Below are 24,544 nucleotides of genomic sequence, written 5' to 3'. Positions count from 1 at the left end.
TAGTAGCCATTGATTCGACCTCTCAATGTTCGTCTTATTTTATATCACCTCAGTCAACTCTCTCCGGATAGAACCTTACCAATAAATGGGCAACAATGGGTAGATGTGTCAAGGGTTTTGGTTACAGTTACTCACCCCAATCGTTCTACGCCGTCGGTCTGTGGTACGACAAATTTGACCAAACCACTGACCAAGAAGTGCGTGACTTGATGGAGCGTGCAGCCAGTCAACAACCCGCTAGAGCTTAAGTAGGTGGGGACAATTAAAGGGATCGTTATTCGTCATTTGTCATTTGTCATTTGTCATTTGTAAGGGTTTAGGGACAATTGTAGGGGCGGGTTTAGGGACTCAATTCAGATATTCACCAATAACGGAACAACAAAACCCGCCCTACTCACCGCCCCCCGCAGAAGCATGAACGAAGATGTTCTGAATCCTCTGTGGGGATGCCCTATAGTGATCTAAGATAAATATTTATGAGAAAAATGTTACAAAGCTTAGTAAAATAACATCATCCGTTAACCCAGTATTTTTTCTCATCGTCATGATAGCCGATTCATTTCCCTGGCTGAGTGCGATCGTCCTCCTACCACTCATTGCCTCTCTTGCCATTCCTCTACTGCCAGATAAGGGGGGTAAGACAGTGCGATGGTATGCCCTCGGTGTCGCGATCGCGGATTTTCTGTTGATGGTGTACACCTTTTGGCAGCATTACGACGCCAGCGATACCACATTCCAACTCACCGAAAAGTATACCTGGATACCTCAACTAGGTCTCAGTTGGGCAGTGTCTGTGGATGGACTGTCACTTCCCCTGGTACTTCTAGCGGGATTAGTGACAACACTCTCCATTTTCGCCGCTTGGCAAGTTGACCACAAGCCTCGCCTCTTCTATTTTCTGATGCTGGTGCTGTATTCGGCACAAATCGGCGTCTTTATCGCCCAAGACATTCTGCTCCTATTTATTATGTGGGAACTGGAACTGGTTCCCGTTTATCTCCTCGTCTCGATTTGGGGGGGACAGAAGCGTCAATACGCCGCAACCAAATTCTTACTCTATACTGCCGCCGCCTCTATATTTATTTTGGTCGCTGGGTTAGCCATGGCACTCTATGGCGAGGGGACAATCAGCTTTGATATGGTTGAACTCGGCATCAAGGATTACCCCTTGGCGTTAGAACTGCTACTCTATGCCGGATTATTAATTGCCTTTGGGGTTAAATTAGCGGTTTTCCCCTTGCACACCTGGCTTCCTGATGCTCATGGTGAAGCCTCTGCTCCTGTCTCAATGATTTTAGCCGGGGTACTCCTAAAAATGGGCGGATATGGATTAATTCGCCTGAATTTAGAGATACTATCTGATGCTCACGTTTACTTTGCCCCAATTCTGGCGATGCTAGGGGTGATCAATATTATCTATGGTGGACTCAACTCCTTTGGTCAGCCGAATATGAAGCGGCGTCTTGCCTTTTCCTCCGTGTCTCACATGGGGTTTGTCCTGTTAGGGATAGCCTCATTCACGGACTTAGGGATAAGTGGCGCAATGTTGCAAATGATTTCCCACGGTTTAATTGCCGCCGTGCTATTCTTCCTAGCTGGAGTCACCTACGATCGCACCCACACCTTAGCCTTAGATAGTATGGGTGGTATTGGTCAGGTTATGCCCAAAGTCTTTGCCCTGTTTACCGCCGCCGCGATGGCATCAGTCGCCCTTCCGGGAATGAGTGGGTTTGCCAGTGAACTCTCTGTCTTTGTCGGGGTGACAACCAGTGATATTTATAGCTCAACCTTCCGCACAGTAACAGTCTTCCTCTCGGCTTTGGGACTAATTCTCACACCCATTTATCTCCTCTCTCTACTCAGACAAGTCTTTTACGGAGCAGGCGTCGCCCCAACCTGTGAACTTGATAATTCCAACTTCGAGAATAAGGATGAAGAAGGAGCCGTTTGCTTTGGGACAGACTGTGTTTTGCCTGCTAATGCCGTTTACACCGATGCTAAACCACGGGAAGTTTTTATTGCCGCTTGCTTTTTAGTGCTGATTCTGGGTATTGGGTTCTATCCCAAACTCGCCACCCAGCTTTATGATGCCAAGACAGTAGCGGTTAACGCGCAGCTACGGGAAGCGTATTTCCAAGTCGCCCAAGATAAGCCCCAGATTTATGCTCAGAACGTCGTAGTTCCTCAAATTAAGGAACCATCGGTAGCAACGGTTTCCTATAATCGCTAACTTCAACTTCTCGAATTTTCGTAGGGTGCGTTAGGCGCTTACTTGGATTAACATCACGAATAATTTGCGCTTTTGCGCCGTAACGCACCGTTCTCAGGTATATGGTGCGTTACTTTTATAGGGTGCCTTACGCACCTACTTAATTTGGATTAAATTGTTGACAACATTTCAAAAAACGCTGAGGAATATCTGCTGTTCCACCCCAATGCAGATGAATATAGGACGCATGTAATTGATACATTCGCCACCCCTCAATCCCAACTTTTCCCTTCGGATCATATCCTCTTGTTTCAAACAAAGGATGCTCAGGACTTGCTGTTAACTGGGAACGATGAAATTCATGTCCCCAAACCCTTTCACCCACTAATACCAATGGCGTATGTTGTAATGCCGTTGCTTGACGATATCCCAGGGTTAAACGTTTGCCCATTACCGCCTTTGTGGGTAATATCCCTACCATCGACCAACATTTTTCCTCAAAATCTGTCACCTGTTGACATAAATACATCAACCCACCACATTCAGCATAGGTAGGCATTCCCTGAACAATGGCATTCCATACTGCCTGACGCGCCTCGATATTATCCGCCAATTCCTGGGCAAATACTTCAGGGAAGCCGCCACCAAAATAAAGTCCCTGCACGCCTTCTGGTAATGTGGTATCCGTTAGGGGACTCCAGGGAACTAATTCCGCTCCCAACTGTTGCAATAAATCCAGATTATCTGGATAGTAGAAACTAAATGCGCGATCGCGAGCGATGGCAATTCGGGTAACGGATTGAGTTACAGAGGTATTTAACGGTTGATTGGTGACGGTTAAATCGTGAATCTCTGCCCTCAACAGAGGCAATAAACACTCCCAGTTAAAACAGGTTTCGCCAATATCAGCCAGTTGGTCAATTAACTGATCCAGAAAGGTGAGTTCATCGCTGGGAACTAATCCCAGATGGCGATCGGGAATCGTCAGACTATCCTGACGCCGGAGTACACCGAGTATAGGTAATTGTAGGGGTTCTAGGGCATCTTGAAGCAATTCTAAATGGCGATCGCTCCCCACTCGATTCAACACCACCCCAGCCACTTGGATGCTCTGATCAAAGCAACGATACCCCTGTGCGATCGCGGCGACGGAACGGGATAAGCGACTACAATCTAAAACCAACAGCACCGGGACATTTAACAGTCGGGCAATATGCGCTGTACTGGCAACATCATCGCGTCCTGATGCCCCATCAAACAACCCCATCACCCCTTCAATCAGAGCATAGTCTACCCCGTCCAGATGACGCTTAAAACAGGCTTGAACATAAGTTTCCGAGGTCAGCACCGGATCTAAATTGCGACAGGGACGCCCTGTAACCCGTTGATGAAACATCGGGTCAATGTAATCTGGACCCACTTTAAAGGATTGCACTCGACGATACCGTCGCGATAAACACGAAAGTAGGGCAAGCGTCACGGTTGTTTTGCCTACCCCACTCCGTTCACCAGCAATAATTAAAGCCATTCGTCATTTGTCATTCGTCATTTGTCATTTGTAAATTCTCCGCCTCATCTTCCCCATCTTCCCCATCTCCCTCATCTTCCCCATCTCCCTCATCTTCCCCATCTTTCCCTGCTCCTGATAACTGATAACTGCTCACTGATAACTGATAACTCCCCCATCACCGAATCCCTAACTCTTGGCTTTCATGATCTGCCCAGTCACCGCCAGACTTTCTTCATAGAGCAAATCGCGACTCCAACGCTGCAATTGCTGACTCAACAACTGCTCCGTTTTTTGGTCAAACATCGGCGTAACTTGCTGAATGCGGCACGATTGCGCCCCGCCATGTGCCTCCATCCGCATACAACCTGTGGTTTCTGAACACAACACAGTACAGCAATCGGCATCCATATTGGTTGAACCCAAACGCAGGCTAATCAAATCTCCCGCCACTTCTCCCACATCAGCCGTAGGAATTCCGGCTAATTCAGCTTCGACTGGGCGATGTTCGTGAGTCGTAAATTTAACCCGCCGGATATCATATTCTCCGCCCTCTTTGGAATAGGAAACCGGACGCCACTGTAGTCGAGATGCTAGCCATCCCAGAAACATTAATGCCTGAGCTGAGTTGCCTTGCTCATAATCAATTGTTACTTGGTCAACCTCTTTGAGCGCAGAGCGGCGTTCTGGTGGATCAAATGCCTCAGCCGCCAATTCTTGCCATGAGGCTAACCGTTGCCAATTAAGGTCAGCCATGGGGATATCCTGGGTGATGAACTGCTGTAGTCGCGCCAACGCCTCTTCTGGTTTTTGGAAGGCACTGGAATCCACAATCACGTTATTGCTAATTCCAGCCAGTCGTTTGAACAACCCATAATCTGGATCAGGGGTTCCTTTCCACCAGATAAATTGGGGTAAATCACTAATCATCAGTTCACAGATCATACCCCCGATGCGCTCTAAAGCTGCTGGTGTACCACTCAAGGTAATGTATTCACAGCAAACTAGGGTACTTTGACTGTGCTTTTGCATCGGACAAGAGGCAGAAACTTGAGCCGTCACCCCTTCATCTTCACCGACAATCGGACACAGGGCGATAATTCGACAAGGATTCGCTGCCGCGATCGCATCAGCAATTCCCGATCCTTCTATATCAGCCGAATAGGGTTGCCGTCTGGTTTGCCCATTTCCATTCACCTCTTGCTGATGCCGTTCATTATACTCTTCGCGCAGTTTTTCCTTAGTTTTGTCGTCTGCCTTACCTGTTCTCGGCAATCCATAAGTTTTCTGGGCGGCTTTGATTGCGGCAAACATGCGCGGTCCAATAATTCCGTCAATGGGACCCGAATAATATCCCAATGCGCTTAAAAGCATTTGAGTTTCTTCCGGTTCGTAAACCACCAACGTAAACGTGGTTGCTCGTACAGCACTAGGAACATCCGTATTATTATCTGTTGTACTGTAGCTTTGCCAGATATGACGCAGTTCTTCCTCAATTTCACTTAAGGAAACGTCTTTAGGTGATTGTAGAGATAGGATTGGAGGCGATTGTACCATCGTTATTATCCTTCGTTATTTGTTTTTGGTCATTGGTCATTGGTCATTGGTCAAAACACTGATTTCACGGATTGATTGGAGAGAGTGGGGTAAGGAAGTGAGAGGTTAGTTACACTGATTACATTGAGTGACATCCGGGTGAAAACCTTGGTAAAAACCACCCCTGCTCCCCCTGCTCCCCCTGCTTCCCCTGCTCCCTCTGCTCCCCCTGCTCCCTCTGCTCCCCCTGCTTCCCCTGCTCCCTCTGCTCCCTCTGCTCCCTCTGCTCCCCAACTAGAGTCTACGCCAGCGGCGTCCATCCCGATTAATCAGGTGTTCCGCCTCCGTAGGTTCCCAAGTTCCGGCTTCGTATTGGGGAATGGTTTCGGGATCAGTGGGTGCTTCCCAAGCGGATAGGGCTGGGGTGATCACCCGCCAGGCTTCTTCCACTTCATCGGCGCGGGTAAATAGCGTTTGATCTCCCAACATACAATCGAGTAATAATCGATTGTAGGCATCGGATGTCGCCATGCCAAAGGATGAGCCATAGCTAAAATCCATATCTACTGTGCGGGTACGAAGCTGTGGACCCGGCATTTTCGCCTCAAATCGCAGGGAAATGCCTTCATTGGGTTGAATCCGCATCGTCAGCACATTGGGACTGGTTTGTTGGGCGGCGGATTGGAAAATCAGTAAGGGAACATCGCGAAACTGAATCGAAATCTCACTGACTTTCTTCGGTAACCGCTTCCCAGTCCGCAGGTAGAAGGGAACACCTTGCCAACGCCAGTTATCGATCATGAGTTTCATCGCCACGTAAGTGGGTGTGATGGAGTTGGGATCAACGCCTTCTTCTTCTCGATATCCTGAGACTGCTTCTCCTTTCATCCAGCCTGCCTTGTACTGACCGCGAACCGCTGAACATTCTAAATTATTAATATCGGCTAAATGTGTTGCCTGAACTACTTTTACTTTTTCAGTCCGGATACTATCCGCATCTAGGGAATTGGGTGGCTCCATTGCGGTTAAGCAAAAGAGTTGCATCAAATGGTTCTGCACCATATCCCGCAGCGCACCCGATGTTTCATAGTAACCCGCTCTATCTTCGACGCCCACGGTTTCGGCTACGGTAATCTGAACGTGATCTACAAACTGGCGATTCCACAAGGGTTCAAAGATCGCGTTAGCAAAGCGGAAGACTAGCAGGTTCTGAACGGTTTCCTTACCCAAGTAGTGATCAATGCGATAAACCTGTTCCTCACGACACACTTGCTGCACGACGCGGTTGAGAATTTGCGCTGAACTCAAATCTCGACCAAAGGGTTTTTCAATTACCAGGCGATGCTTCATTGGATCGTTCAGCATTCCGGCTGTTCCCAGTTGGCGGATGGCTTCAGGGAAAAACTTGGGTGCCACGGCGAGGTAAAATACCCGATTTCCCCGGGTTCCCCGTTTACCATCCAGTTCTGCCAAAAATGCTTTCAATTTCTGATAGCTGTCTGGTTTATCGATATTGCCGGGACAATAGAATAGCCCTTCAGCAAAATCATTCCACAGTTCTTCAGAGTGAATTCCGTCAGAAAACTCCTCAATCCCTTCCCGCATCTGTTCGCGAAAATAGTCATGACTCCATTCGCGACGGGCTACCCCAACAATTGTTATTTCTGAAGGAAGTCGTCGTTGGCGTTTAAGCTGATACAGAGAGGGAACTAGCTTGCGTTGGGTCAGGTCTCCAGATGCACCAAAAATCACTAAAATCAGCGGTTCTGGACTCCGTTCCTGTTGTAAACCAACGCGCAGGGGATTTTCTGTAAATGTCACCATTTCGAGTTTTGATTGTTGAAGTTTTGGTAGGGGCGGGTTTGACGATTATCGTTTTTGACCTCACCCAGATTTGACTAAACCCGCCCCGACACCTTGAGAGAGTTGGTTTCAACGCTAGGTTCAAGGGGTATGGTTTTGTGTTAGGGCGGGTTTGACGATTATCGTTTTTTGCCTCACCCGGATGTGACTAAACCCGCCCCGACCAAGTTTATACCATGGGTTATTGGTTTACACGGCTCATCGGCAATTTCCCGTTTCACAGGATATCCCGGTAAGGGCGTAAGGATGGTGCCCCTACAGTAAGGGATACCTCACGCCTTAGGGTATCGCTATACCGTTGCCAAGTCTTTGACCTTGCTATCCAGGGAGGACATTAAGGACTCAAAGGGCTTGACAAATTTGTCAATGCCTTCATCAAGCAGTTCATCCATGACTTGATCCAGATCGATCGCGACATCAGGATCTTTGAGGTTTTCGATTAACTGATACGCCTTTTCCACATCGGTTTCAATCCGATTTTCGGGCGAACAGTGATCGGCACAGGCTTCGATAGTATTCGGTGGCAGGGTGTTGACGGTATTGGGACCAATCAACTCATCGACGTACATGACATCACTGTAGTCGGGATTTTTGGTGCTGGTACTTGCCCAGAGTAGGCGTTGTACGTTAGCGCCTTTAGCGGATAGGGCTTTCCAGCGATCGCTTTGGATTACTTCTTTGAATTTCTGATAGGCGATTTTGGCATTCGCGATCGCGACTTTGCCTTTCACGTCTTTTAGTTTTGCTTCTTTCTCGATCCGGTCAACCCCAGCTGCGAGTTTGGCGTCAATGCGATCGTCAATGTTACTGTCAATCCGGCTGAGGAAGAAACTGGCAACTGAGGCAATTTTGCTAATATCCTCTCCTTTTTCTGCCCGTTTTTCTAAGCCTCGGACATACGCCCAAATGGTGTCAATGTAACTTTGTACCGAGAATAGTAAGGTAACATTGACGTTAATCCCTTCACTAATCACTTGCTCAAAAGCCGGTAAACCTTCGGAAGTGCCGGGAATTTTAATCATTACATTTTCCCGACCAATCTCTTGGTAATACCGACGGGCTTCATTAATCGTGCTTTCGGTATCGTTGGCGATTGTCGGTGGAACTTCGATACTGACGTAACCATCAAGTCCATCAGTTTGATCATAAATCGGCTTGAGAATATCACAAGCATTGCGAATATCCTCAAAGACGAGGGATTCATAAATCTCCTGTACCGATTTGTTTGCCTTAATCCCCGCTTCGATATCGGCGTCGTAAATGGCATTTCCCGCGATCGCTTTTTCAAAAATCGCTGGGTTGGAGGTAATCCCGTGAACCCCGCGACTTTCAATTAACTGCTTAAGTTCACCGGATTCGATAATAGTACGGCTAAGATTATCCATCCAGATACTCTGACCGTAATCGTTTTCGATTTGGAAGATAGGATTATTGGCTGTTGCTGTCATGCTTAAACTCCTAAGTTAGGGTATAGATTACTATTCGTCTGGATTCAAGGACATGTCCCTGGGTTAAGGAACCTTGAATTCTTCGTTACGATTGATACTAGGCTAAGAACGAGACGCGATCGCTTCTTTGGATTCTCGGGTTCGTTCTTGAATAAAGGACTCCACTAACGCCACATCCTCTTTACTTCCGATAATCAACGGTGTACGCGCATGGAGTTTCTCTGGTACCACGTCCATGAGATTTTCGGTACCGGTACTGGCTCGACCCCCAGCTTGTTCTATTAAAAAGGCTAAGGGTGCGGTTTCATAGAGTAGACGCAACTTCCCTTCCGGTTTTTTCACGGTACCGGGATAAATAAAGACGCCCCCTTGACACAAGATGCGATGGAAGTCTCCCACTAAAGCTCCACTATAGCGAGCCGTATACCCTTCATGGCGATGGACGTAGCGAATATAGTCGCGAATCGATTCATCCCATTGCCAGAAGTTCCCTTCATTGACACTATAAACCGGTCCATGCTCCGGCACTTGCATGTTTTCCTGGGACAGAATAAACTCACCCAAGCTGGGATCAAGGGTAAACGCATGAACCCCAGTGCCAATGGAGTAGACCAGCATTGTACTCGGTCCATAGATCACGTATCCAGCCGCGATTTGTTGGTGTCCATCTTGCAACAGATCCGTGGCTTCGCCGTCCATATCTTCGCCTTGTTGCCGACGAATCGCAAAAATTGAGCCGATATTCAAGTTAATATCAACATTCGAGGAGCCGTCAATCGGATCATAGATCAGGGAATACCGACCAATCGGGCAGTTTTCAGGAATGTAGTAAGGTTTTTCCATTTCCTCGGATGCCAAGCGGCAAACGAGTCCACTTTGTTTAAACACCGAGATAAATACATCATTAGCATAAGCATCCATCTTTTTGACGGATTCGCCCTGCACATTCACGTTCCCGGTAAATCCCAACGCACCTTCAACCAAATCAGCGCGACTCAACCGTCGGGAAATAATTTTGGCGGCTAAGGCAATACGATTCATTAAGGCACTGAGATCTTGGGCGTCAGCACTGAAACTCTTCAGTTGTTGCAGAACGTGACGGGATAGCGTGGTACAATCCCGATCCAGAGAATGCTCTTCCACTAGAGAGCGCTCGACATCTGCCATATTCTTTCCTCCTTATCGGTCACGCTGTTGGTAAGCGAGGGTACATCGTTAAGAAGCCCTGATACCAATCCTGGCATGGTAGTCTTTTCCACTTTACTCCCTATCTTAGAGAGGCATTGACCAACAAGCGTCCCACTTTAGAGGAATTTTGACATCTTTTTCGGCTGGATGGGGGGGTCAGTTGTTCAGATTGCATCGAAATGATGCTAAATTCAGGTTGCTCAAGCCGTGCGATCGCCGTAACGCCCGTTCGTTAGTAGTTATGGCTTTAGCCTTGTTTGCGTTGATTAAGCGGAAGTTCCCCCAGCCGAAAAATTGAAACTGCATCGCCGTGCGGCTTGGTAAGTTAATCTCGGAGACGCGAACAGTATTCGTAGTGGCGTGGCACAGCTTATTTGGTGGATTAGCATTGTAGGGGCGCACCGATGTGCATTGGTGTCAACTTAAGACTTTGTATAACTAGCGCTCAAAGTTTAGATCCCCCTAAATCCCCCATGGAACAAAAAGCGAAGCATCCTCTGGCTTCCCCATGGAACAAAAAGCTCCCGCATCCTTTGGTCTCCCCCTTTTGAAGGGGGACGGAAGGGGGATCTAATAGGGGGACGGGAGGGGGATCTAATAGGGGGACGGGAGGGGGATCTAATAGGGGGACGGAAGGGGGATCAAAAAGGGGCTAGGGGGGATCTCTTATTAAGTAAGGGTTCCAGCCTTAAGTTGACACGGATGACCGACGTGCGCCCGATTTAACCGTCAAATCTATCCCACAATTTTAGCTGTGTCAGTCCAGTAGGGTGCGTTAGGCGCATTGGAGAATTAACGTTTATTATCTCAATACATAAGCGCCGTAACGCACCATGTTGCGGTTAAGATTTCGGTGGGTTTCGACTTCGCTCAACCCACCCTACTTTTAGACAGAGTTAATTCCACTCGCCTTGCAACGTAAATGCTGCCCAATAATAGGGCGACTTCCATTGAGTCTCTCGCTGCATTTGTAACTGAGTTTCCCGCAACGCTTGGGCAGGCTTTAACCCCTCATTCAACATTAACTGATAAAATCGGGTCATAAACTCCGCCGTTGCTGCATCATCCACATTCCACAAACTCACCACCAAACGCGGCGCACCTGCATACATAAACCCTCGCGTCAACCCCACTAATCCTTCGCCTCGAATTTCTTGTCCTAATCCCGTTTGACAGGCACTTAATACCACTAATTCTGCTGGCAGATTCAGGTTAAAGATATCATGGAGTCGTAAGAAGCCATTTTGCGGATTTCCTTGTTCATCGACTAACGATAACACCACACCGGATAATTCTGGGGAAGTACTATTAAGAATTCCGTGGGTGGCTAAATGAATGATTTGGTAATTTTGCAGTTGGGGATTGTCGATAAAGTCACGATTGGCATCAAAGTCAAAGGCATTGGTTTGGGTTCCCTGTGACACTAAATTGAGAATCGCTTCCGCTTCAGTGCGAGTTCCAGGGAGGCGATTTAAGTTAATCTCGGAAACGCGAATAGAACGGTTGAGTAGCGCTTGGTTTAAATTCGTTTCTGTGCCTCGGCTGGGAGCATTTTTGATACGGTTATCATTGTTGGTGAAAACTGGGTCAGCCAGAATCGCTAATTGTTGGGGTGCTTCCTGGCGTCCGTTGATTTGGTCACGAATAATCCCTAAGGTGGAACTGGAGGGTAAGTTGATGAGTTCGTATTGATTGATTAAAGGTGTGGGATTGTCTGTATCAGCAGTATCGGGAGTGGCTAAAGCGCTAAAAGGAATGTATTGTAATGCCCCATCTGCGATAACGACGATGCGTTTTTTGGTTAATTGATCAGCAACTTGTCCAAACAGGAGTTCACTCAGTTGTGAAAGCGAATTCAAATTATCACGGGGGACCACCCGAATCATAGCACCCCTTTGGCTAGGGTCAAATTCATAACCGGGAATTTGTAAGAGTCCATAGAATCGTCGGGCTAGGGTTTCGATTTCATCTCTGGGAGGGAGTTGATAACTGGTAAAGCCATCTTTTGTGACTGCCCATAGATAACTATTGTCTTCTCCTAATGAATACTGTAATAAAATAGTATCCTCATCCAGAATCTGTTGTTGAACTTGTTCAAGGTTTAGGGGTTGGGGATATTTCAGCGCGGCGTATTTAGGACTTGTTGCCCGGATTTGGTCTTGCAGTTGTTGATAGTCAGCTAAAAGTTGTTGTCGTTGTTGTTCAATGGCGGTTTGTTGGGCTGGAGTGGATTCCGGATTACTATAAATTTCAATCCGTTGTTTTTCGGTCGCATCGAGTTTGGCGTTTAAGTTTTGTTCTTGTTGGAGTAAGTCAGGATCTACGCCTTCTCGAATATTGGCATTGGCTTCGGTGAGTAATTCTAAGAGGGTTCTGGCGCGAGAACGTTCACTGATGTGGAAGGCTAGTTTATCGTAGCCTTGATCCGGGTTTTGTTGATGCAGTTGCATCAGTAAGTCGATGTAGAATTGGTAATAATCTTGTACAGTGGCAAAATAGGTTTGACGTAATTCCGGACTAGCTACTTTAGTCCGTAAATCTTCGATAATCTCAATCGAGGCTTGCATTTGGGTCAACGCTAGTTGGAGATTGCCTAGATTTTTTTCTGTAACGGCTATATTGTAGATAGTTAGTGCTTCTGTGGCGCGATCGCCCACAGCCTGCCTTAAGGGTAAAGCCTGTTGATAGTACTCCAATCCCTGTTGTTTTTCTCCTAAAGCAGTATAGACACCACCAATATTATTCAGGGTGAGTGCTTCTGTGGCGCGATCGCCCACCGCCTGGGATAAGAGTAAAGCGTGTTGCAAATACTCTAATGCCTGTTGTTTCTCTCCTAAATCAGAATAAACTTTACCAATATTATTCAGGGTTGTTGCTTTACCTGTGCGATTGCCTACAGCCTGGAATAAAGGTAAAGCTTGTTGATAGTAATCTAATGCCTGTTGTTTTTCTCCTAAAGCATCATAGACCAGACCAATATTATTCAGGGTAGCTGCTTCTCCTGTGCGATCGCCTACCGCCTGAGATAGGGGTAAAGCCTGTTGGTAGTACTCTAATGCCCGTTGTTTTTCTCCTAAGGCATGATAGACATTACCAATACTATTCAGGGTTGTTGCTTCCCCGGCGCGATCGCCCACAGCCTGGGATAAAGGTAAAGCCTGTTGGTAGTACTCTAATGCCTGTTGTTTCTCTCCTAAAGCTGAATAGACACTACCAATATTATTCAGGGTTGTTGCTTCCCCTTCGCGATCGTCTACAGCCTGGGATAAGGGTAAAGCCTGTTGGTAGTACTCTAATGCCTGTTGTTTTTCTCCTAAGTCTGAATAGACACTACCAATATTATTCAGGGTGACTGCTTCAAGGGCGCGATCGCCCACAGCCTGGAATAGGGGTAAAGCCTGTTGAAAGTACTCTAATGCCCGTTGTTTTTCTCCTAAGTCTGAATAGACACCACCAATATTATTCAGGGTTGTTGCTTCCCCTTGGCGATTTTCGAGTTTTCGATAAAGAGGTAAGGCTTGATTATAATAATCCAACGCTTTTTGCTTGAATCCTAATAAATTATGAGTTCTACCCAGTGCTAGATTAATAAAAGCCTCTTTTGATTGATCCCCCACCTCACGCCACAGAGGAAGCGCTGTTTCCCATTTTTCAATCGCTTGTTGCAGTGATTCGGCTGTCCCTTGTCGAAACAGTTGCAATCCCTCTTCATACAGTCTTTCGGCTTCAGCGCGTTTGTCGGTTTGGGCGATCATTATCGGCGCTATCTCCTCCGTGTATTCCGGTAGGGATAAAACCGGATCTTGTCCCACGGCTACCATGAAAACACTGCTGAAGATAGTGATTACAGCATGGCAGGAATAAACCAACCATTGCCGAGAAGCTAAGGTTGGCTTGAGAAAATAGGTTTGACGTTTTCCTGTTGGCTTTTGGTAATGCATCAGTTTACGTTCACCTTTGGGTTGAGTGCGCCTTCACTACCCTCTATGTCTTACGAGATTGAGGTTATGCAATGTAGAGACGTAGCATACTACGTCTCTACGTCCCCATTTTCACCTATCCAGGGATTTATCCCTACCCAGCAAACCGTTCTAATAATTCCTCACGAGAAAGCGTCAACAGCAGCGGAGTCAACTCATGTGGTGGTAACTCTAACATGGATGCGATTTTGTCGGCTAATTCCTGATCAACCTCACCAAACCTTACTTTCAGCAGGTTTTCCACCTTTTCTCGCTTCCCTTCGCCGAATCTCTCTTCTATCCCAGAAGTCTCGCCAAACCACAGTAATAACTCTTCACGAGAAAGACTAAACAGCAGACGAGTCAACACTTGTGGTGTTAACTGTAACATTGGTACGATGATCGCTTCTAATTCGGCATCAATCTCACCAAACCGCACTCGGAGGAAGTTTTCCACCATTTGCCGTCGTTCTTCCCGAATCCCTTCTTGTCTGCCTTCTTGTCTGCCTTCTTGTCTGCCTTCTTGTCTGCCTTCTAAGACAGCCTCTTCCCGCCATTTAAAATACGCTGGTGATAAGTTCATGATCAACTCCCGATCTGCATTACTTAACCTTTCACTACTGTCCACATTGACGCGCCAATTGGCTAGTATTTCCAGTATATTCCGCCGCAATGGACTTTCTTTTGGCAACTCAAGTAACTCCTCAATTGCCTGTTGTTGTGTTCTCCTTTTTCCTAATACTCTTAACCACAGTGTATCTTGACTTACGGGTAATTGGTTAATATCTATAACTTATGTGCGATCGCATCAGGTAATTCCTGAGCAACATTCACGCCAACTCATCTTATCGGAGGAAGGGAACACGATTAAATTCAAATTAATAAACCCCAATGCCTAATTCATTGATTGTTTTTATCACCCCTAAAACTACTCTGATTACTCCTCACCAGAACAAATGACAGCAAAGGCATCAACGCTTGAGGCGGTAAGCGTAAAATCGGTGCGATCGCGCTAGTTGACAACGTTTCCAGTCAGGCTGGCATCCCGCATCCCACCCTTGTTGCCATCCCTTGAGACCGGAATACTCGAAAATTGCCTTATCAAAAAAATACTAGATAGTATAACCTATTCTCATACGTCTATCTTACGAACTGCTATGCCTCCTCGTTGGTCCCGCAAACCTGATCGTCGCGATGCGGCGTATCGACGCCTAGATGACCGAATGAACTTTGCTGTCCATGTCGCTGTGTTTGCGGCGTGTAATTCGGGTCTATGGTTTGTCCGTACTATCCAGTATGCCAATTGGTCTTGGATCTACTGGATCACGGGGATCTGGGGATTAATCTTAGTCGGACACGCCATTTATATCTTTGCGATCGCGGATTATACTCCCTTACCGGGTCAAGATAATTCGGCTAACTCTGCTCAAGGATAAACTGAGAATGTCCAGTTCGTCCTACTCAATTTATTATGGCTAACCCGAATACCAGCGAAGCGATCGAAACCTTGGCGGCTGAAATTGGTGAGAATATATACATCGATGTGGCTAAATGGCATCTTTACTTGCAGGATGCCCATTTACACACCCCTTTAGCTGAACGTCTCTATCCTCTACTGACAGAGGATAACCTCTCGGAAGACCAAGTGGTGCAAATCTTGCAAAGTATTCCGGTTAAACTGGGGGGTGGCAAACGGGAAGTTCCCCTAGTGGATTTACTACCGATGCAGTGTCAGGTTAATCTGCTGGATTTACTCGAAGAGTTTCAACGCAAAATGTAACTAGCAAAACAATTGATCGCTCAATACGAGGTGTCATTAGTTCCGCAATCAGAACTAATGACCATTTTTTTACCAAAATTCTAACTGAAAAAGATACTCAATGACCATCTGGTGTATCCTTTTAACCGTTAGCGATCGCCTATCTCACTGTCACACTCTGTCTTGTTCCCTATTGGTGTGTTGACTTAGAACACCCCATTGCGACTGACTCAGCTAAGAGTTGCCACCGTCCACTATGGATCAGCATTGGATTAAATTAAGTTATGAGCGCGATACGTATCTGATTGATCTCAATCGTATCAGTACCTTTGTTTGGGCGAATAACGGTCGGTTGATATTTTGGTTACCGGATGGTAAGGTGCGACTCATTATCCATCCTAAAACCAATCCAGACGCTTATCAAGAAATTTTAGACTATGTGCAAAAGACAGTTGGTCAACCTATTGGTTGTCAGTTATCCGCTAAAAGTGAAACTTGAGTATTACTTAGGGCTTGCTGAATAATTTTTGGGGTGAGGGGAGGGAATAGGGAACAGGGAACGGTTGTAGTGCAAGCGTCTCGCTCGCTATTTTGTATGTTTTTATCTATCGAGGCAAATTTGCTTGCACTCAATAAACCTTTAATCGCCCTTAAAACCTTTATTTTCAAGGATTTCCAGTTTATGCTGCCAACCCTACTTAGGATTGATTGGTCAGGTAATAAACTGTTTAATCGTTCTGGCTAAATGTTGCTGTAGTCTACAATCTGTAGAAGGAATTGGAGTCAAATAGAATAGTTCCTCAGAGAAAAGCACCAACCTGAGCCGATATAACTGAAGCCCGAATAGGTTAAGCTGTTCAACTTGTACCTCAGTCACCTGGTCAATTGGACGGCGGATCACCTGGGTTCCTAACCAACCTTTTTGCTGAAATATAACCCAATTACCCTGTTTGTCAAATTGGCACGTTTCCACTGGACTGCCGAACATCATCCCATTCGCTAAGATAATACAAACCAATCCGAACCAATCAATCGATGAATTAGAAGACAGAAAAATCAGTAATCCGATCGCGGCTGTTAAACCACTCAATATCCAAACCCCAACTGGGCGTTCTTCCAGCGTCAGTAATGTCACCGTTTGTTGAACGACTTTCATGTCACGTTTTTAGTTGAGATGGGGAACTCATGAAGGTAAGTAGGTGGGGACAATTAAAGTTAACGGTGGGGATCGTCATTCGTCATTCGTCATTCGTCATTTGTAAGGGTTTGAGGCTTGTTAACATAACTTCATAAGGTTGAGTTTATTTCCACCAACCTACTTAGAGACAGTGAACAGTGAACACCTCGACTTCGCTCGGTGTGTCACAGGGAACAGGGAAGAAAAACCCTGCCCTGAACCTAGCAAAAGCATCAATTGTAGGGGCGGGTTTAGGAACTAACACTAGCTGAATCACCGATAACGGTTAAACAAAACCCGCCCTTGTTCATGGGTTAAAACAGTGGATATTTTGTCGGGGCGGGTTTAGGAACTAACGATAGCTTAATCACCGATAACGGTTAAACAAAACCCGCCCTTATTCATGGGTTAAAACAGTGGGTATTTTGTCGGGGAGGGTTTAGGAACTAACGCTAGCTTAATCACCAATAACGGCTAAACAAAACCCGCCCTTATCCATGGGTCAAAACAGTGGGTATTTTGTCGGGGCGGGTTTAGGAACTAACCCTAGCTTAATCACCGATAACGGCTAAACAAAACCCGCCCTTATTCATGCTCAACTATATTAAGTTATGTAAACGGATCTCAAACCCTTACAAATGACAAATGATGCCGCCCCTATCGAGGAGTCGGTAAGCTTTACAAAACGTCAAAATTGCTCATTCAGGCGAATCTGCCTTCAAAATGGTTTGAGTACAGCAACAGATTACAACTACAAACGATGCCTGAATCAACGATTGAATCAGTTCTGCAAGAAAAACGCCTATTCCAACCCCCGGCTGAATTTTCCCAGACTGCCCACATTCAGAGTCTGGAGGACTATCAGCGCCTCTATGACAAGGCAAAAGCTGACCCGTTAAAATTTTGGGCGGAGTTAGCCGAACAAGAGTTGCACTGGTTCCAGAAATGGGATACCGTCCTCGATTGGCAACCTCCCTTCGCTAAATGGTTTGTCGGCGGCAAAACGAATATTGCCTATAATTGCCTAGACAGACACCTAACCACCTGGCGACGGAATAAAGCCGCCTTGATTTGGGAAGGAGAACCAGGGGACTCTCGCACCCTAACCTATGCCCAACTGCACCGGGAAGTTTGCCAGTTTGCCAATGTCCTCAAGCAATTAGGCGTGAAAAAAGGCGATCGCGTGGGGATTTATATGCCGATGATTCCAGAAGCCGCGATCGCGATGTTAGCTTGTGCCAGGATTGGTGCGCCGCATACAGTGGTATTTGGCGGGTTTAGTTCCGAAGCCTTAAAAGACCGATTAGTAGACGCCCAAGCGAAAGTAGTCGTCACCGCAGATGGCGGCTGGCGTAAAGATAAGATTGTTCCCCTGAAACCCGAAGTCGATAAAGCCCTTGCCAATAACGGCGCACCCACGGTAGAAAACGTTCTCGTGGTGCAACGTACCCAGCAGAAAATCCAGATGGAACCGGGGCGCGATCATTGGTGGCATGATTTACAAGCCGGGGTATCAGGGAATTGTCCCGCTGAACCGATGGATAGTGAGGACATGCTGTTCATTCTCTACACCTCTGGGACAACCGGTAAACCCAAAGGTGTTGTCCATACCACCGCTGGCTATAACCTCTACACCCATATCACCCTGAAATGGACGTTTGATCTCCAAGACACCGATGTCTACTGGTGTACGGCTGACGTGGGTTGGATTACGGGTCACAGTTACATTGTTTATGGTCCTCTATCCAATGGTGCCACCACAGTGATGTATGAAGGCGCACCCCGTCCCTCGAATCCAGGGTGTTTGTGGGATATGGTGGAAAAATATGGCATCAATATTTTCTATACCGCACCAACCGCAATTCGGGCATTAATTAAAATGGGCGAACACCATCCCAAAGCCCGCGATTTATCCTCGTTACGAATTTTGGGAACCGTCGGTGAACCAATTAATCCCGAAGCCTGGATGTGGTATCACCGGATTATTGGCGGACAACGGTGTCCAATTGTGGATACCTGGTGGCAAACAGAGACAGGGGGATTTATGATTACGCCCCTACCTGGTGCGATTCCCACCAAACCAGGTTCAGCGACGTTACCGTTTCCAGGTATTCTGGCAGATATTGTCGATTTAGAAGGCAATCCGGTTGCGGCAAATCAAGGGGGATATCTAGTGATTAAGCACCCGTGGCCCGGAATGATGCGAACCGTTTATGGTGATCCGGATCGCTTCCGCCGCACCTATTGGGAACATATTGCACCCAAAGATGGGCAGTATCTCTACTTTGCTGGGGATGGTGCGCGTCGAGATGAAGATGGCTATTTCTGGGTGATGGGGCGCGTGGATGATGTGATTAATACCTCTGGACATCGCCTAGGTACTATGGAAATTGAATCGGCGTTAGTTTCCCATCCGGCGGTAGCAGAAGCGGCTGTGGTTGGACAACCGGATGAGGTGAAAGGGGAAAATGTTTTTGCCTTTGTCATGTTGGAGAATGACTACAGTCCAACGGAGGAATTGGCAAAGGAACTTAAGGCGCATGTGGTTAACGAAATTGGTGCCATTGCCCGTCCCGGTGATATTCGCTTTACCGAGGGAATGCCCAAAACGCGATCGGGTAAAATTATGCGGCGTTTGTTGCGGAATTTAGCAGCCGGTCAGGATGTGGCTGGAGATACGTCTACATTGGAAGATCGCAGCGTATTGGATAAATTAAGAGGCGGCGCTTAAAACGTTGCCGGATTGAGAATCTGAGGGTAAGCGAGATAAACTTCGCTTACTCTTGATCGGTTTGTTATATCCCACATTCCACTGAAAAAAAGGGCGCTGGCTGCGATATGTTCCCTTCTGGGGATTGGCGGAACGTCTCTATAAAAGGGATAATTTTGTCAGGAATAGGTGATGACAACAGCAGCTTTAACTCGATGTGTTTGTTTTATCTCCAGAATCAACGAGTTATCAATCTGTGCAGATAATTCCAACGTTTCCATGGCTACCGTTAGCAGCAATTCCTCGGTTTATTCGGCAAAGTTTAGCGGATGGAGAAACCGCAACATTACGGGCGTTTCGGAGTTGGGTGAAAGAACAGCAACCCGATTAGAGATAAAAGGCGATCGCACTCATTAAATTGTAGACTAGCTGTAGGGTGGGTTAGGCGGGATTAAATTAACTCAACAAACCATTTCACTGGATATCCGCCGTAACCCACCAATCTATCAGGCTTATCGTTTTTAGGCGCAAGGATGGTGTGGGCGCACGTCGGTGCGCCCCTACGATTGATGTATTAACAATAAAATAAATGTTGTATCGTTTTATTAAATTATCCCCACAAAAAAATACAATAAGTCAGACTATTTAACATAAAACGCAAAGGGTTTTCGTTCATTAAATCGTCTGGGTTAGTCGTTTTGTCGGGTGGGTTAGGCGGGATTAAATTAACTCAACAAACCATTTAACTGAATATCCGCCGTAACCCACCAATCTATCAGGCTTATCGTTTCTGGGCGCAAGGATGGTGTGGGCGCACGTCGGTGCGCCCCTACGATTGATGTAATAACAATAAAATAAATGTTGTATCGTTTTATTAAATTATCCCCACAAAAAAAATACCATAAGTCAGACTATCTAACATAGCACGAAAAGGGTTGCCGATCATGAAATCGTCTGGGTTAGGTTTCCGCTGCTTATTTACTCTTCTATCCCTATGCCAAGCGATTCTCTGTGGCGTGGCTTCACTGATAGGGAATTCCGCAGCCATGGCGCAATCCATCACCCCAGCCGCAGACGGTACGGGTACAACTGTTACACAAAATGGTACCCAATATGATATTGACGGTGGCAGTGTTTCTGGAGATGGGAGTAATCTATTTCAGAGTTTTGATCAGTTTGGCTTGGATGCGAACCAAATTGCCAATTTTCTCGCCAATCCCAACCTGGAAAATATTCTCAGTCGCGTTACGGGTGGAAATGCGTCAGTTATTAACGGATTGATTCAGGTGACTGGGGGAACGCCTAATTTATATTTAATGAATCCAGCGGGAATTATTTTTGGGGAAGGTGCTAGTTTAAACGTTCCCGCTGATTTTACCGCCACAACTGCGACAGGAATTGGATTTGAGAATAACACATGGTTTAATGCCAGTGGTGCAAATAATTATCAGACGTTAATTGGTACACCCAATCAGTTTTCCTTTAACGTATCTCAACCGGGAACTATTGTTAATGCTGGTGACTTATCCGTATTACCCGGGCAAACTGTCACCTTACTCGGTGGTACTGTAATCAATACGGGAACCATCACCGCAGCCGGAGGAACCGTTACCGTCGCAGCGGTTCCGGGTTCCAATTTAGTCAAGATATCTCAGCCAGGAAAATTACTATCGTTAGAAATTGAACAACCCACGAATGGTATGGGAGAACCTGTACCCGTTACACCTCTAGATTTACCTGAGTTGTTAACCGGTAAGGAGGATGTTGAGACTAGGCTTGATGTGACTCCCTCAGGAGAGGTTAAATTAGCCGATACTGGGGTCATTTTACCAAAGGAGACAGGGGTTGCGATTATTTCTGGCACAATTGATGTTTCTTCTGTAGAACCTGTAGGGGAACCCAACTTTGCGCCCTCATCGGCAACTGGCGGTGAGATTAATGTTATTGGCAATAAGGTTGGTTTAATTTCCGCCAATATAAACGCTTCTGGAATTAATGGTGGAGGGAATGTCCGCATTGGTGGAGGGTATCAAGGGAAAGATTCTGTGCCAAATGCCTCTCGCACATTTGTAAGTAGTGACTCAGTGATTCATGCAGATGCTTTAACAGAAGGTGATGGGGGTGATGTCATTGTTTGGGCAAATTCAAATACTCAAATTCACGGTCAGATTAGTGTTCGTGGAGGACAATTTTCTGGAAATGGAGGTTTTGTTGAAACCAGTGGACTTGAGTCTTTTGAGATTAGCACTGCCCCAGATGTAAGCGCATCTACAGGTATAGGGGGAGAGTGGCTCATTGATCCATTTGATATTGAAATCGTTGATGGTAACAGCAACAGTAATATTAACAATGCTAATCCCTTTGAATCTACAGGAAACAGTTCTCAGCTTGGTGTAGATTTAATCCGAACGGCGCTGATAGGTGGTGGAAATTCCGTCACTATCCAGACAGGTAATGGAGGTGCAGAAACTGGAAGCATAACCCTGAATGCCAACCTTGATTTTAATGGAACAGGGCTTAATAATACACTAATATTTAATGCCCACGGCAGTATTTGGATCAATTCTGATATTACAGATAGTAATCCTGGCAATGATTCCTTGAATCTGGAGTTTAACACTGACTTTGACAATATCGGTGAAGATGGCAGGTTATTTATCTTCGGTGCAAATATCACAACGGGCGGCGGTAGCATCAATGGTAGAGGAATTGTTAGCGGCGCATCAACTGCCCTATCTATAGAAGATAGCTCAATTAATTCAGGTGGAGGAAATATCACTCTCACCGGAACGGGTCTCACCGGAACGGGTACGAGTTCTGGAACTAGTGGACTTTGGATCTCTGATAGCAGCATTAATTCAGGTGGAGGCAACATAATTTTGACTGGCACAGGAGGAGACTCTAATGCTAATAGTGGCGGTCATGGTATCTTTTTTCAAACTTTAGGAGGTGACACAATTAATTCAAGGGCAGGTGATATTACCCTCCTGGGAACGGGGGGGAATAGCAGCTTTGTTAGTGGTAGTGGAGGTGACGGAATTTTTGTTGAAGGTGGTAATATTACTTCAACTAGCGGTGATATTAATTTAACTGGAACCGGAGGCAGTGGCGTTTCTGGTAACGCTGATGGCATTTATAACATAAGTACTGATATCACGTCTACCAGTGGTGATATAAGGTTAACTGCCGATGAGATTGGTTTTGAACTATTTTCTAATGTAATAAGTACCAGTGGTTCTCTATTGCTACAGCCCCTGACACCTAGTCTAGATATCAATGTAGGTGGAAGCACTTCTACATCATCTCTAGATTTGTCAACACAAAAGTTAGGAATTCTTCAAAACGGCTTTACCTCGATCATTATCGGCAGAGCTGACAGTAGTGGTACAATTAGCCTAGGTGGTAATGTCACATTTAATGACCCTGTAACCTTGCGATCGCCTAACGGATCAATAAATGCTACAGGTGACACTATTACTGGAGCAGACGATGCCACAATCACGTTGCTCTCTGGCGGCATAATTCGCACCGGAAACATCACAAATCCCGGTCGTTCTATTACAATAGGTACTCCCACCTTACCTGCCGCTAGTATTGAAGCCGCAACCATCAGAACTAACACGACAACCGATGGTGATAATGGTGGTTCTGTCAATTTGGAAGCTTCAGGGGATATTACAGCATCACAAATTTGGACTTTTTGGCAAGGTTCAACAACGGGTAATGGCGGTGATATCACTGTAAACGCGGGCGGTGATATTTCTATTAATAACGATGTTCTATCATTTACTAAGAATGGTAATGGGGGCAACATTACCTTGAATGCAGGCGGCAATATTTACACGGATGATATTCAGTCAAATGGTCCCAACAGTAGCGGAACTATAAATCTCAGCAGTGGTGGCACAATAAACACCACGTTTTTTGGTGGAACTGGAGGTCACATACTTTCCTGTTCGGGTACACAAAATACGTGTTCTGGTGGTAATGGTAGAGGGAGCGATGTCACCCTAGAAGCCGCAACGAGTATTATTACAAGTATCCTGGCTATGGGTCCTTTAGGTGGCGGAAATATTATTGTCACCAGTGATGAAATTGACATTAGTGCAAACAGCAATGGTGGAACCATTGAACTCAAGCCTTTTACACCGGATCAAAATATTGTTATTGGCGCATCTGATAATAATACAGCGGCATTAGATTTAACAGTAGCAGAAATCAATCGATTACAAGATGGCTTTAGCTCGATTACTATTGGGCGAGCTGATAGTAGTGGTACGATTACTTTAGCTAATACTGTCGCATTTAATGACCCTGTTAACATTGTCGGTGGTTCAGAATTAATTGGAGCAGATAGCGATACAACCTTTATGATTACTGACACCGATGCTGGCGATGTCAGTGGCTTCAGTTCACCCTTAACCTTCTCCTCAATTGAGAATATTACGGGTGGCAGTGCTAACGATACATTTGCTTTTACTAACAACGCAACCATTAGCGGTACGATTGATGGTGGTGCAGGTACAGACACTCTAGACTACTCTAATAACTCCAACCCAGTCACCGTCGATCTCGCGGCAATTGGCGCGGACAATATTGAATCTGCTATTGGGAATACAGATAGCACGATAATTGGCACGAATACAGATAATACGTGGAACATTACCGCCGATGATGGGGGAACATTTAATAACACCTTAAATTTCTCTGGGTTCAATACCTTGAGTGGCGGTAATGCCAACGATACCTTCCAATTGAATAATGGAGTCACCTTTACTGGAACCATTGATGGAGGTGCAGGTACAGACACCCTAGACTACTCGAATAACTCCAACCCAGTAACTGTCAATCTCGCGGCAATTGGCGGTGAAAATATTGAAGCCGTTATTGGGAATACAGATAGCACGATAATTGGCACGAATACAGATAATACGTGGAACATTACCGCCGATGATGGGGGAACATTTAATAACACCTTAAATTTCTCTGGGTTCAATACCTTGAGTGGCGGCAATGCTAACGATACCTTCCAATTGAATAATGGAGTCACCTTTACTGGAACCATTGATGGAGGTGGCGGAGACAACACAATAATTGGCAGTAATACAGCGAACACCTGGAATCTGACGAACTCGGATACAGGTAATATTAATGGGAGTAACTTCACCGCGATTAACAATCTGACAGG

The 24,544-nt window shown here is 46.1% G+C and carries 19 protein-coding genes; 8 read left to right on the top strand and 11 right to left on the bottom strand.

All coding sequences use genetic code 11. From position 1 onward, the window contains the following. Positions 1-95: 95 nt before the first annotated feature. A complete protein-coding gene (locus RIB93_RS24385) occupies positions 96-248 on the top strand; it encodes a hypothetical protein (protein ID WP_446376518.1) in 153 nt (50 codons plus the stop codon). A 296-nt stretch (positions 249-544) separates the two neighbouring features. Then, positions 545-2,230, top strand: coding sequence for an NAD(P)H-quinone oxidoreductase subunit 4 (locus RIB93_RS24380; protein WP_446376516.1), 1,686 nt, complete (start codon positions 545-547; stop codon positions 2,228-2,230). Positions 2,231-2,369: 139 nt separating this feature from the next. On the opposite strand, the gene RIB93_RS24375 is transcribed toward RIB93_RS24380, so the two are convergent. The 10 genes from RIB93_RS24375 to RIB93_RS24330 form a co-directional block, all read right to left on the bottom strand. Continuing rightward, complete coding sequence (locus tag RIB93_RS24375; protein ID WP_446376514.1) at positions 2,370-3,737, bottom strand: cobyrinate a,c-diamide synthase; 1,368 nt, start codon at positions 3,735-3,737, stop codon at positions 2,370-2,372. A gap of 10 nt (positions 3,738-3,747) precedes the next feature. Continuing rightward, a complete protein-coding gene (locus tag RIB93_RS24370; RefSeq protein WP_446376512.1) occupies positions 3,748-3,873 on the bottom strand; it encodes a hypothetical protein in 126 nt (41 codons plus the stop codon). A gap of 32 nt (positions 3,874-3,905) precedes the next feature. Beyond that, positions 3,906-5,273: a glucose-6-phosphate dehydrogenase assembly protein OpcA gene (gene opcA, locus RIB93_RS24365; protein WP_446376510.1), complete on the bottom strand. Its 1,368-nt coding sequence runs from the start codon at positions 5,271-5,273 to the stop codon at positions 3,906-3,908. Between the two features lie 50 nt (positions 5,274-5,323). Then, complete coding sequence (locus RIB93_RS24360; RefSeq protein WP_446376508.1) at positions 5,324-5,572, bottom strand: hypothetical protein; 249 nt, start codon at positions 5,570-5,572, stop codon at positions 5,324-5,326. Continuing rightward, positions 5,547-7,076, bottom strand: a complete 1,530-nt coding sequence (gene zwf, locus RIB93_RS24355) for a glucose-6-phosphate dehydrogenase (protein ID WP_446376506.1) — start codon at positions 7,074-7,076, stop codon at positions 5,547-5,549. The genes RIB93_RS24360 and zwf overlap by 26 nt, the downstream gene beginning before the upstream one ends. Positions 7,077-7,405: 329 nt before the next feature. After that, a complete protein-coding gene (gene tal / locus RIB93_RS24350; RefSeq protein ID WP_446376504.1) occupies positions 7,406-8,563 on the bottom strand; it encodes a transaldolase in 1,158 nt (385 codons plus the stop codon). A gap of 102 nt (positions 8,564-8,665) precedes the next feature. Further along, positions 8,666-9,730 carry a class 1 fructose-bisphosphatase gene (gene fbp, locus RIB93_RS24345; protein ID WP_446376502.1) on the bottom strand — a complete coding sequence of 355 codons (1,065 nt, stop codon included), beginning with the start codon at positions 9,728-9,730 and terminating at the stop codon, positions 8,666-8,668. Between the two features lie 177 nt (positions 9,731-9,907). Next, positions 9,908-10,153: a hypothetical protein gene (locus RIB93_RS24340; RefSeq protein ID WP_446376500.1), complete on the bottom strand. Its 246-nt coding sequence runs from the start codon at positions 10,151-10,153 to the stop codon at positions 9,908-9,910. Between the two features lie 494 nt (positions 10,154-10,647). Further along, positions 10,648-13,692 carry a CHAT domain-containing tetratricopeptide repeat protein gene (locus RIB93_RS24335; RefSeq protein ID WP_446376498.1) on the bottom strand — a complete coding sequence of 1,015 codons (3,045 nt, stop codon included), beginning with the start codon at positions 13,690-13,692 and terminating at the stop codon, positions 10,648-10,650. 133 nt (positions 13,693-13,825) lie between these two features. Continuing rightward, positions 13,826-14,401 carry a hypothetical protein gene (locus tag RIB93_RS24330; RefSeq protein WP_446376496.1) on the bottom strand — a complete coding sequence of 192 codons (576 nt, stop codon included), beginning with the start codon at positions 14,399-14,401 and terminating at the stop codon, positions 13,826-13,828. Positions 14,402-14,867: 466 nt separating this feature from the next. Between RIB93_RS24330 and RIB93_RS24325 the strand changes: the two genes are divergently transcribed. The 3 genes from RIB93_RS24325 (at position 14,868) to RIB93_RS24315 (ending at position 15,968) form a co-directional block, all read left to right on the top strand. After that, positions 14,868-15,146 carry a 2TM domain-containing protein gene (locus RIB93_RS24325; protein WP_446376494.1) on the top strand — a complete coding sequence of 93 codons (279 nt, stop codon included), beginning with the start codon at positions 14,868-14,870 and terminating at the stop codon, positions 15,144-15,146. A gap of 35 nt (positions 15,147-15,181) precedes the next feature. Next, positions 15,182-15,490, top strand: a complete 309-nt coding sequence (locus RIB93_RS24320; RefSeq protein WP_446376492.1) for a DUF3181 family protein — start codon at positions 15,182-15,184, stop codon at positions 15,488-15,490. Between the two features lie 220 nt (positions 15,491-15,710). Continuing rightward, the gene (locus RIB93_RS24315; protein WP_446376490.1) at positions 15,711-15,968 is read left to right on the top strand and encodes a hypothetical protein; all 258 of its coding nucleotides are present in this window, start codon (positions 15,711-15,713) and stop codon (positions 15,966-15,968) included. 213 nt (positions 15,969-16,181) lie between these two features. Here RIB93_RS24315 and RIB93_RS24310 read toward each other — a convergent pair whose 3' ends face one another. Then, positions 16,182-16,625, bottom strand: coding sequence for a hypothetical protein (locus tag RIB93_RS24310; protein WP_446376488.1), 444 nt, complete (start codon positions 16,623-16,625; stop codon positions 16,182-16,184). A gap of 781 nt (positions 16,626-17,406) precedes the next feature. Here RIB93_RS24310 and acs point away from each other — a divergent pair. From acs to RIB93_RS24295, 3 genes are all read left to right on the top strand, one after another. Continuing rightward, positions 17,407-19,377, top strand: a complete 1,971-nt coding sequence (gene acs / locus RIB93_RS24305) for an acetate--CoA ligase (RefSeq protein WP_446376486.1) — start codon at positions 17,407-17,409, stop codon at positions 19,375-19,377. 235 nt (positions 19,378-19,612) lie between these two features. Then, on the top strand, positions 19,613-19,747 hold the full coding sequence (locus RIB93_RS24300) for a hypothetical protein (protein ID WP_446376484.1): 135 nt from the start codon (positions 19,613-19,615) through the stop codon (positions 19,745-19,747). Between the two features lie 553 nt (positions 19,748-20,300). Next, positions 20,301-24,544 (top strand): beta strand repeat-containing protein (locus RIB93_RS24295; protein ID WP_446376482.1); only part of this gene is annotated, 4,244 nt, incomplete at its 3' end.

Source organism: Coleofasciculus sp. D1-CHI-01 (genome assembly GCF_040218875.1).
In the GTDB taxonomy this organism is placed as follows: domain Bacteria; phylum Cyanobacteriota; class Cyanobacteriia; order Cyanobacteriales; family Coleofasciculaceae; genus Coleofasciculus.
This window is presented reverse-complemented; position numbering and strand designations above follow the sequence as displayed.

Bases quoted from the DNA above. Each gene is read 5' to 3' on its own strand.
- RIB93_RS24385 (WP_446376518.1), top strand. From the start codon at position 96: ATGGGTAGATGTGTCAAGGGTTTTGGTTACAGTTACTCACCCCAATCG.
- RIB93_RS24380 (WP_446376516.1), top strand. From the start codon at position 545: ATGATAGCCGATTCATTTCCCTGGCTGAGTGCGATCGTCCTCCTACCA.
- RIB93_RS24375 (WP_446376514.1), bottom strand. From the start codon at position 3,737: ATGGCTTTAATTATTGCTGGTGAACGGAGTGGGGTAGGCAAAACAACC.
- opcA (WP_446376510.1), bottom strand. From the start codon at position 5,273: ATGGTACAATCGCCTCCAATCCTATCTCTACAATCACCTAAAGACGTT.
- RIB93_RS24360 (WP_446376508.1), bottom strand. From the start codon at position 5,572: ATGGACGCCGCTGGCGTAGACTCTAGTTGGGGAGCAGAGGGAGCAGAG.
- zwf (WP_446376506.1), bottom strand. From the start codon at position 7,076: ATGGTGACATTTACAGAAAATCCCCTGCGCGTTGGTTTACAACAGGAA.
- tal (WP_446376504.1), bottom strand. From the start codon at position 8,563: ATGACAGCAACAGCCAATAATCCTATCTTCCAAATCGAAAACGATTAC.
- fbp (WP_446376502.1), bottom strand. From the start codon at position 9,730: ATGGCAGATGTCGAGCGCTCTCTAGTGGAAGAGCATTCTCTGGATCGG.
- RIB93_RS24335 (WP_446376498.1), bottom strand. From the start codon at position 13,692: ATGCATTACCAAAAGCCAACAGGAAAACGTCAAACCTATTTTCTCAAG.
- RIB93_RS24325 (WP_446376494.1), top strand. From the start codon at position 14,868: ATGCCTCCTCGTTGGTCCCGCAAACCTGATCGTCGCGATGCGGCGTAT.
- RIB93_RS24320 (WP_446376492.1), top strand. From the start codon at position 15,182: ATGGCTAACCCGAATACCAGCGAAGCGATCGAAACCTTGGCGGCTGAA.
- RIB93_RS24310 (WP_446376488.1), bottom strand. From the start codon at position 16,625: ATGAAAGTCGTTCAACAAACGGTGACATTACTGACGCTGGAAGAACGC.
- acs (WP_446376486.1), top strand. From the start codon at position 17,407: ATGCCTGAATCAACGATTGAATCAGTTCTGCAAGAAAAACGCCTATTC.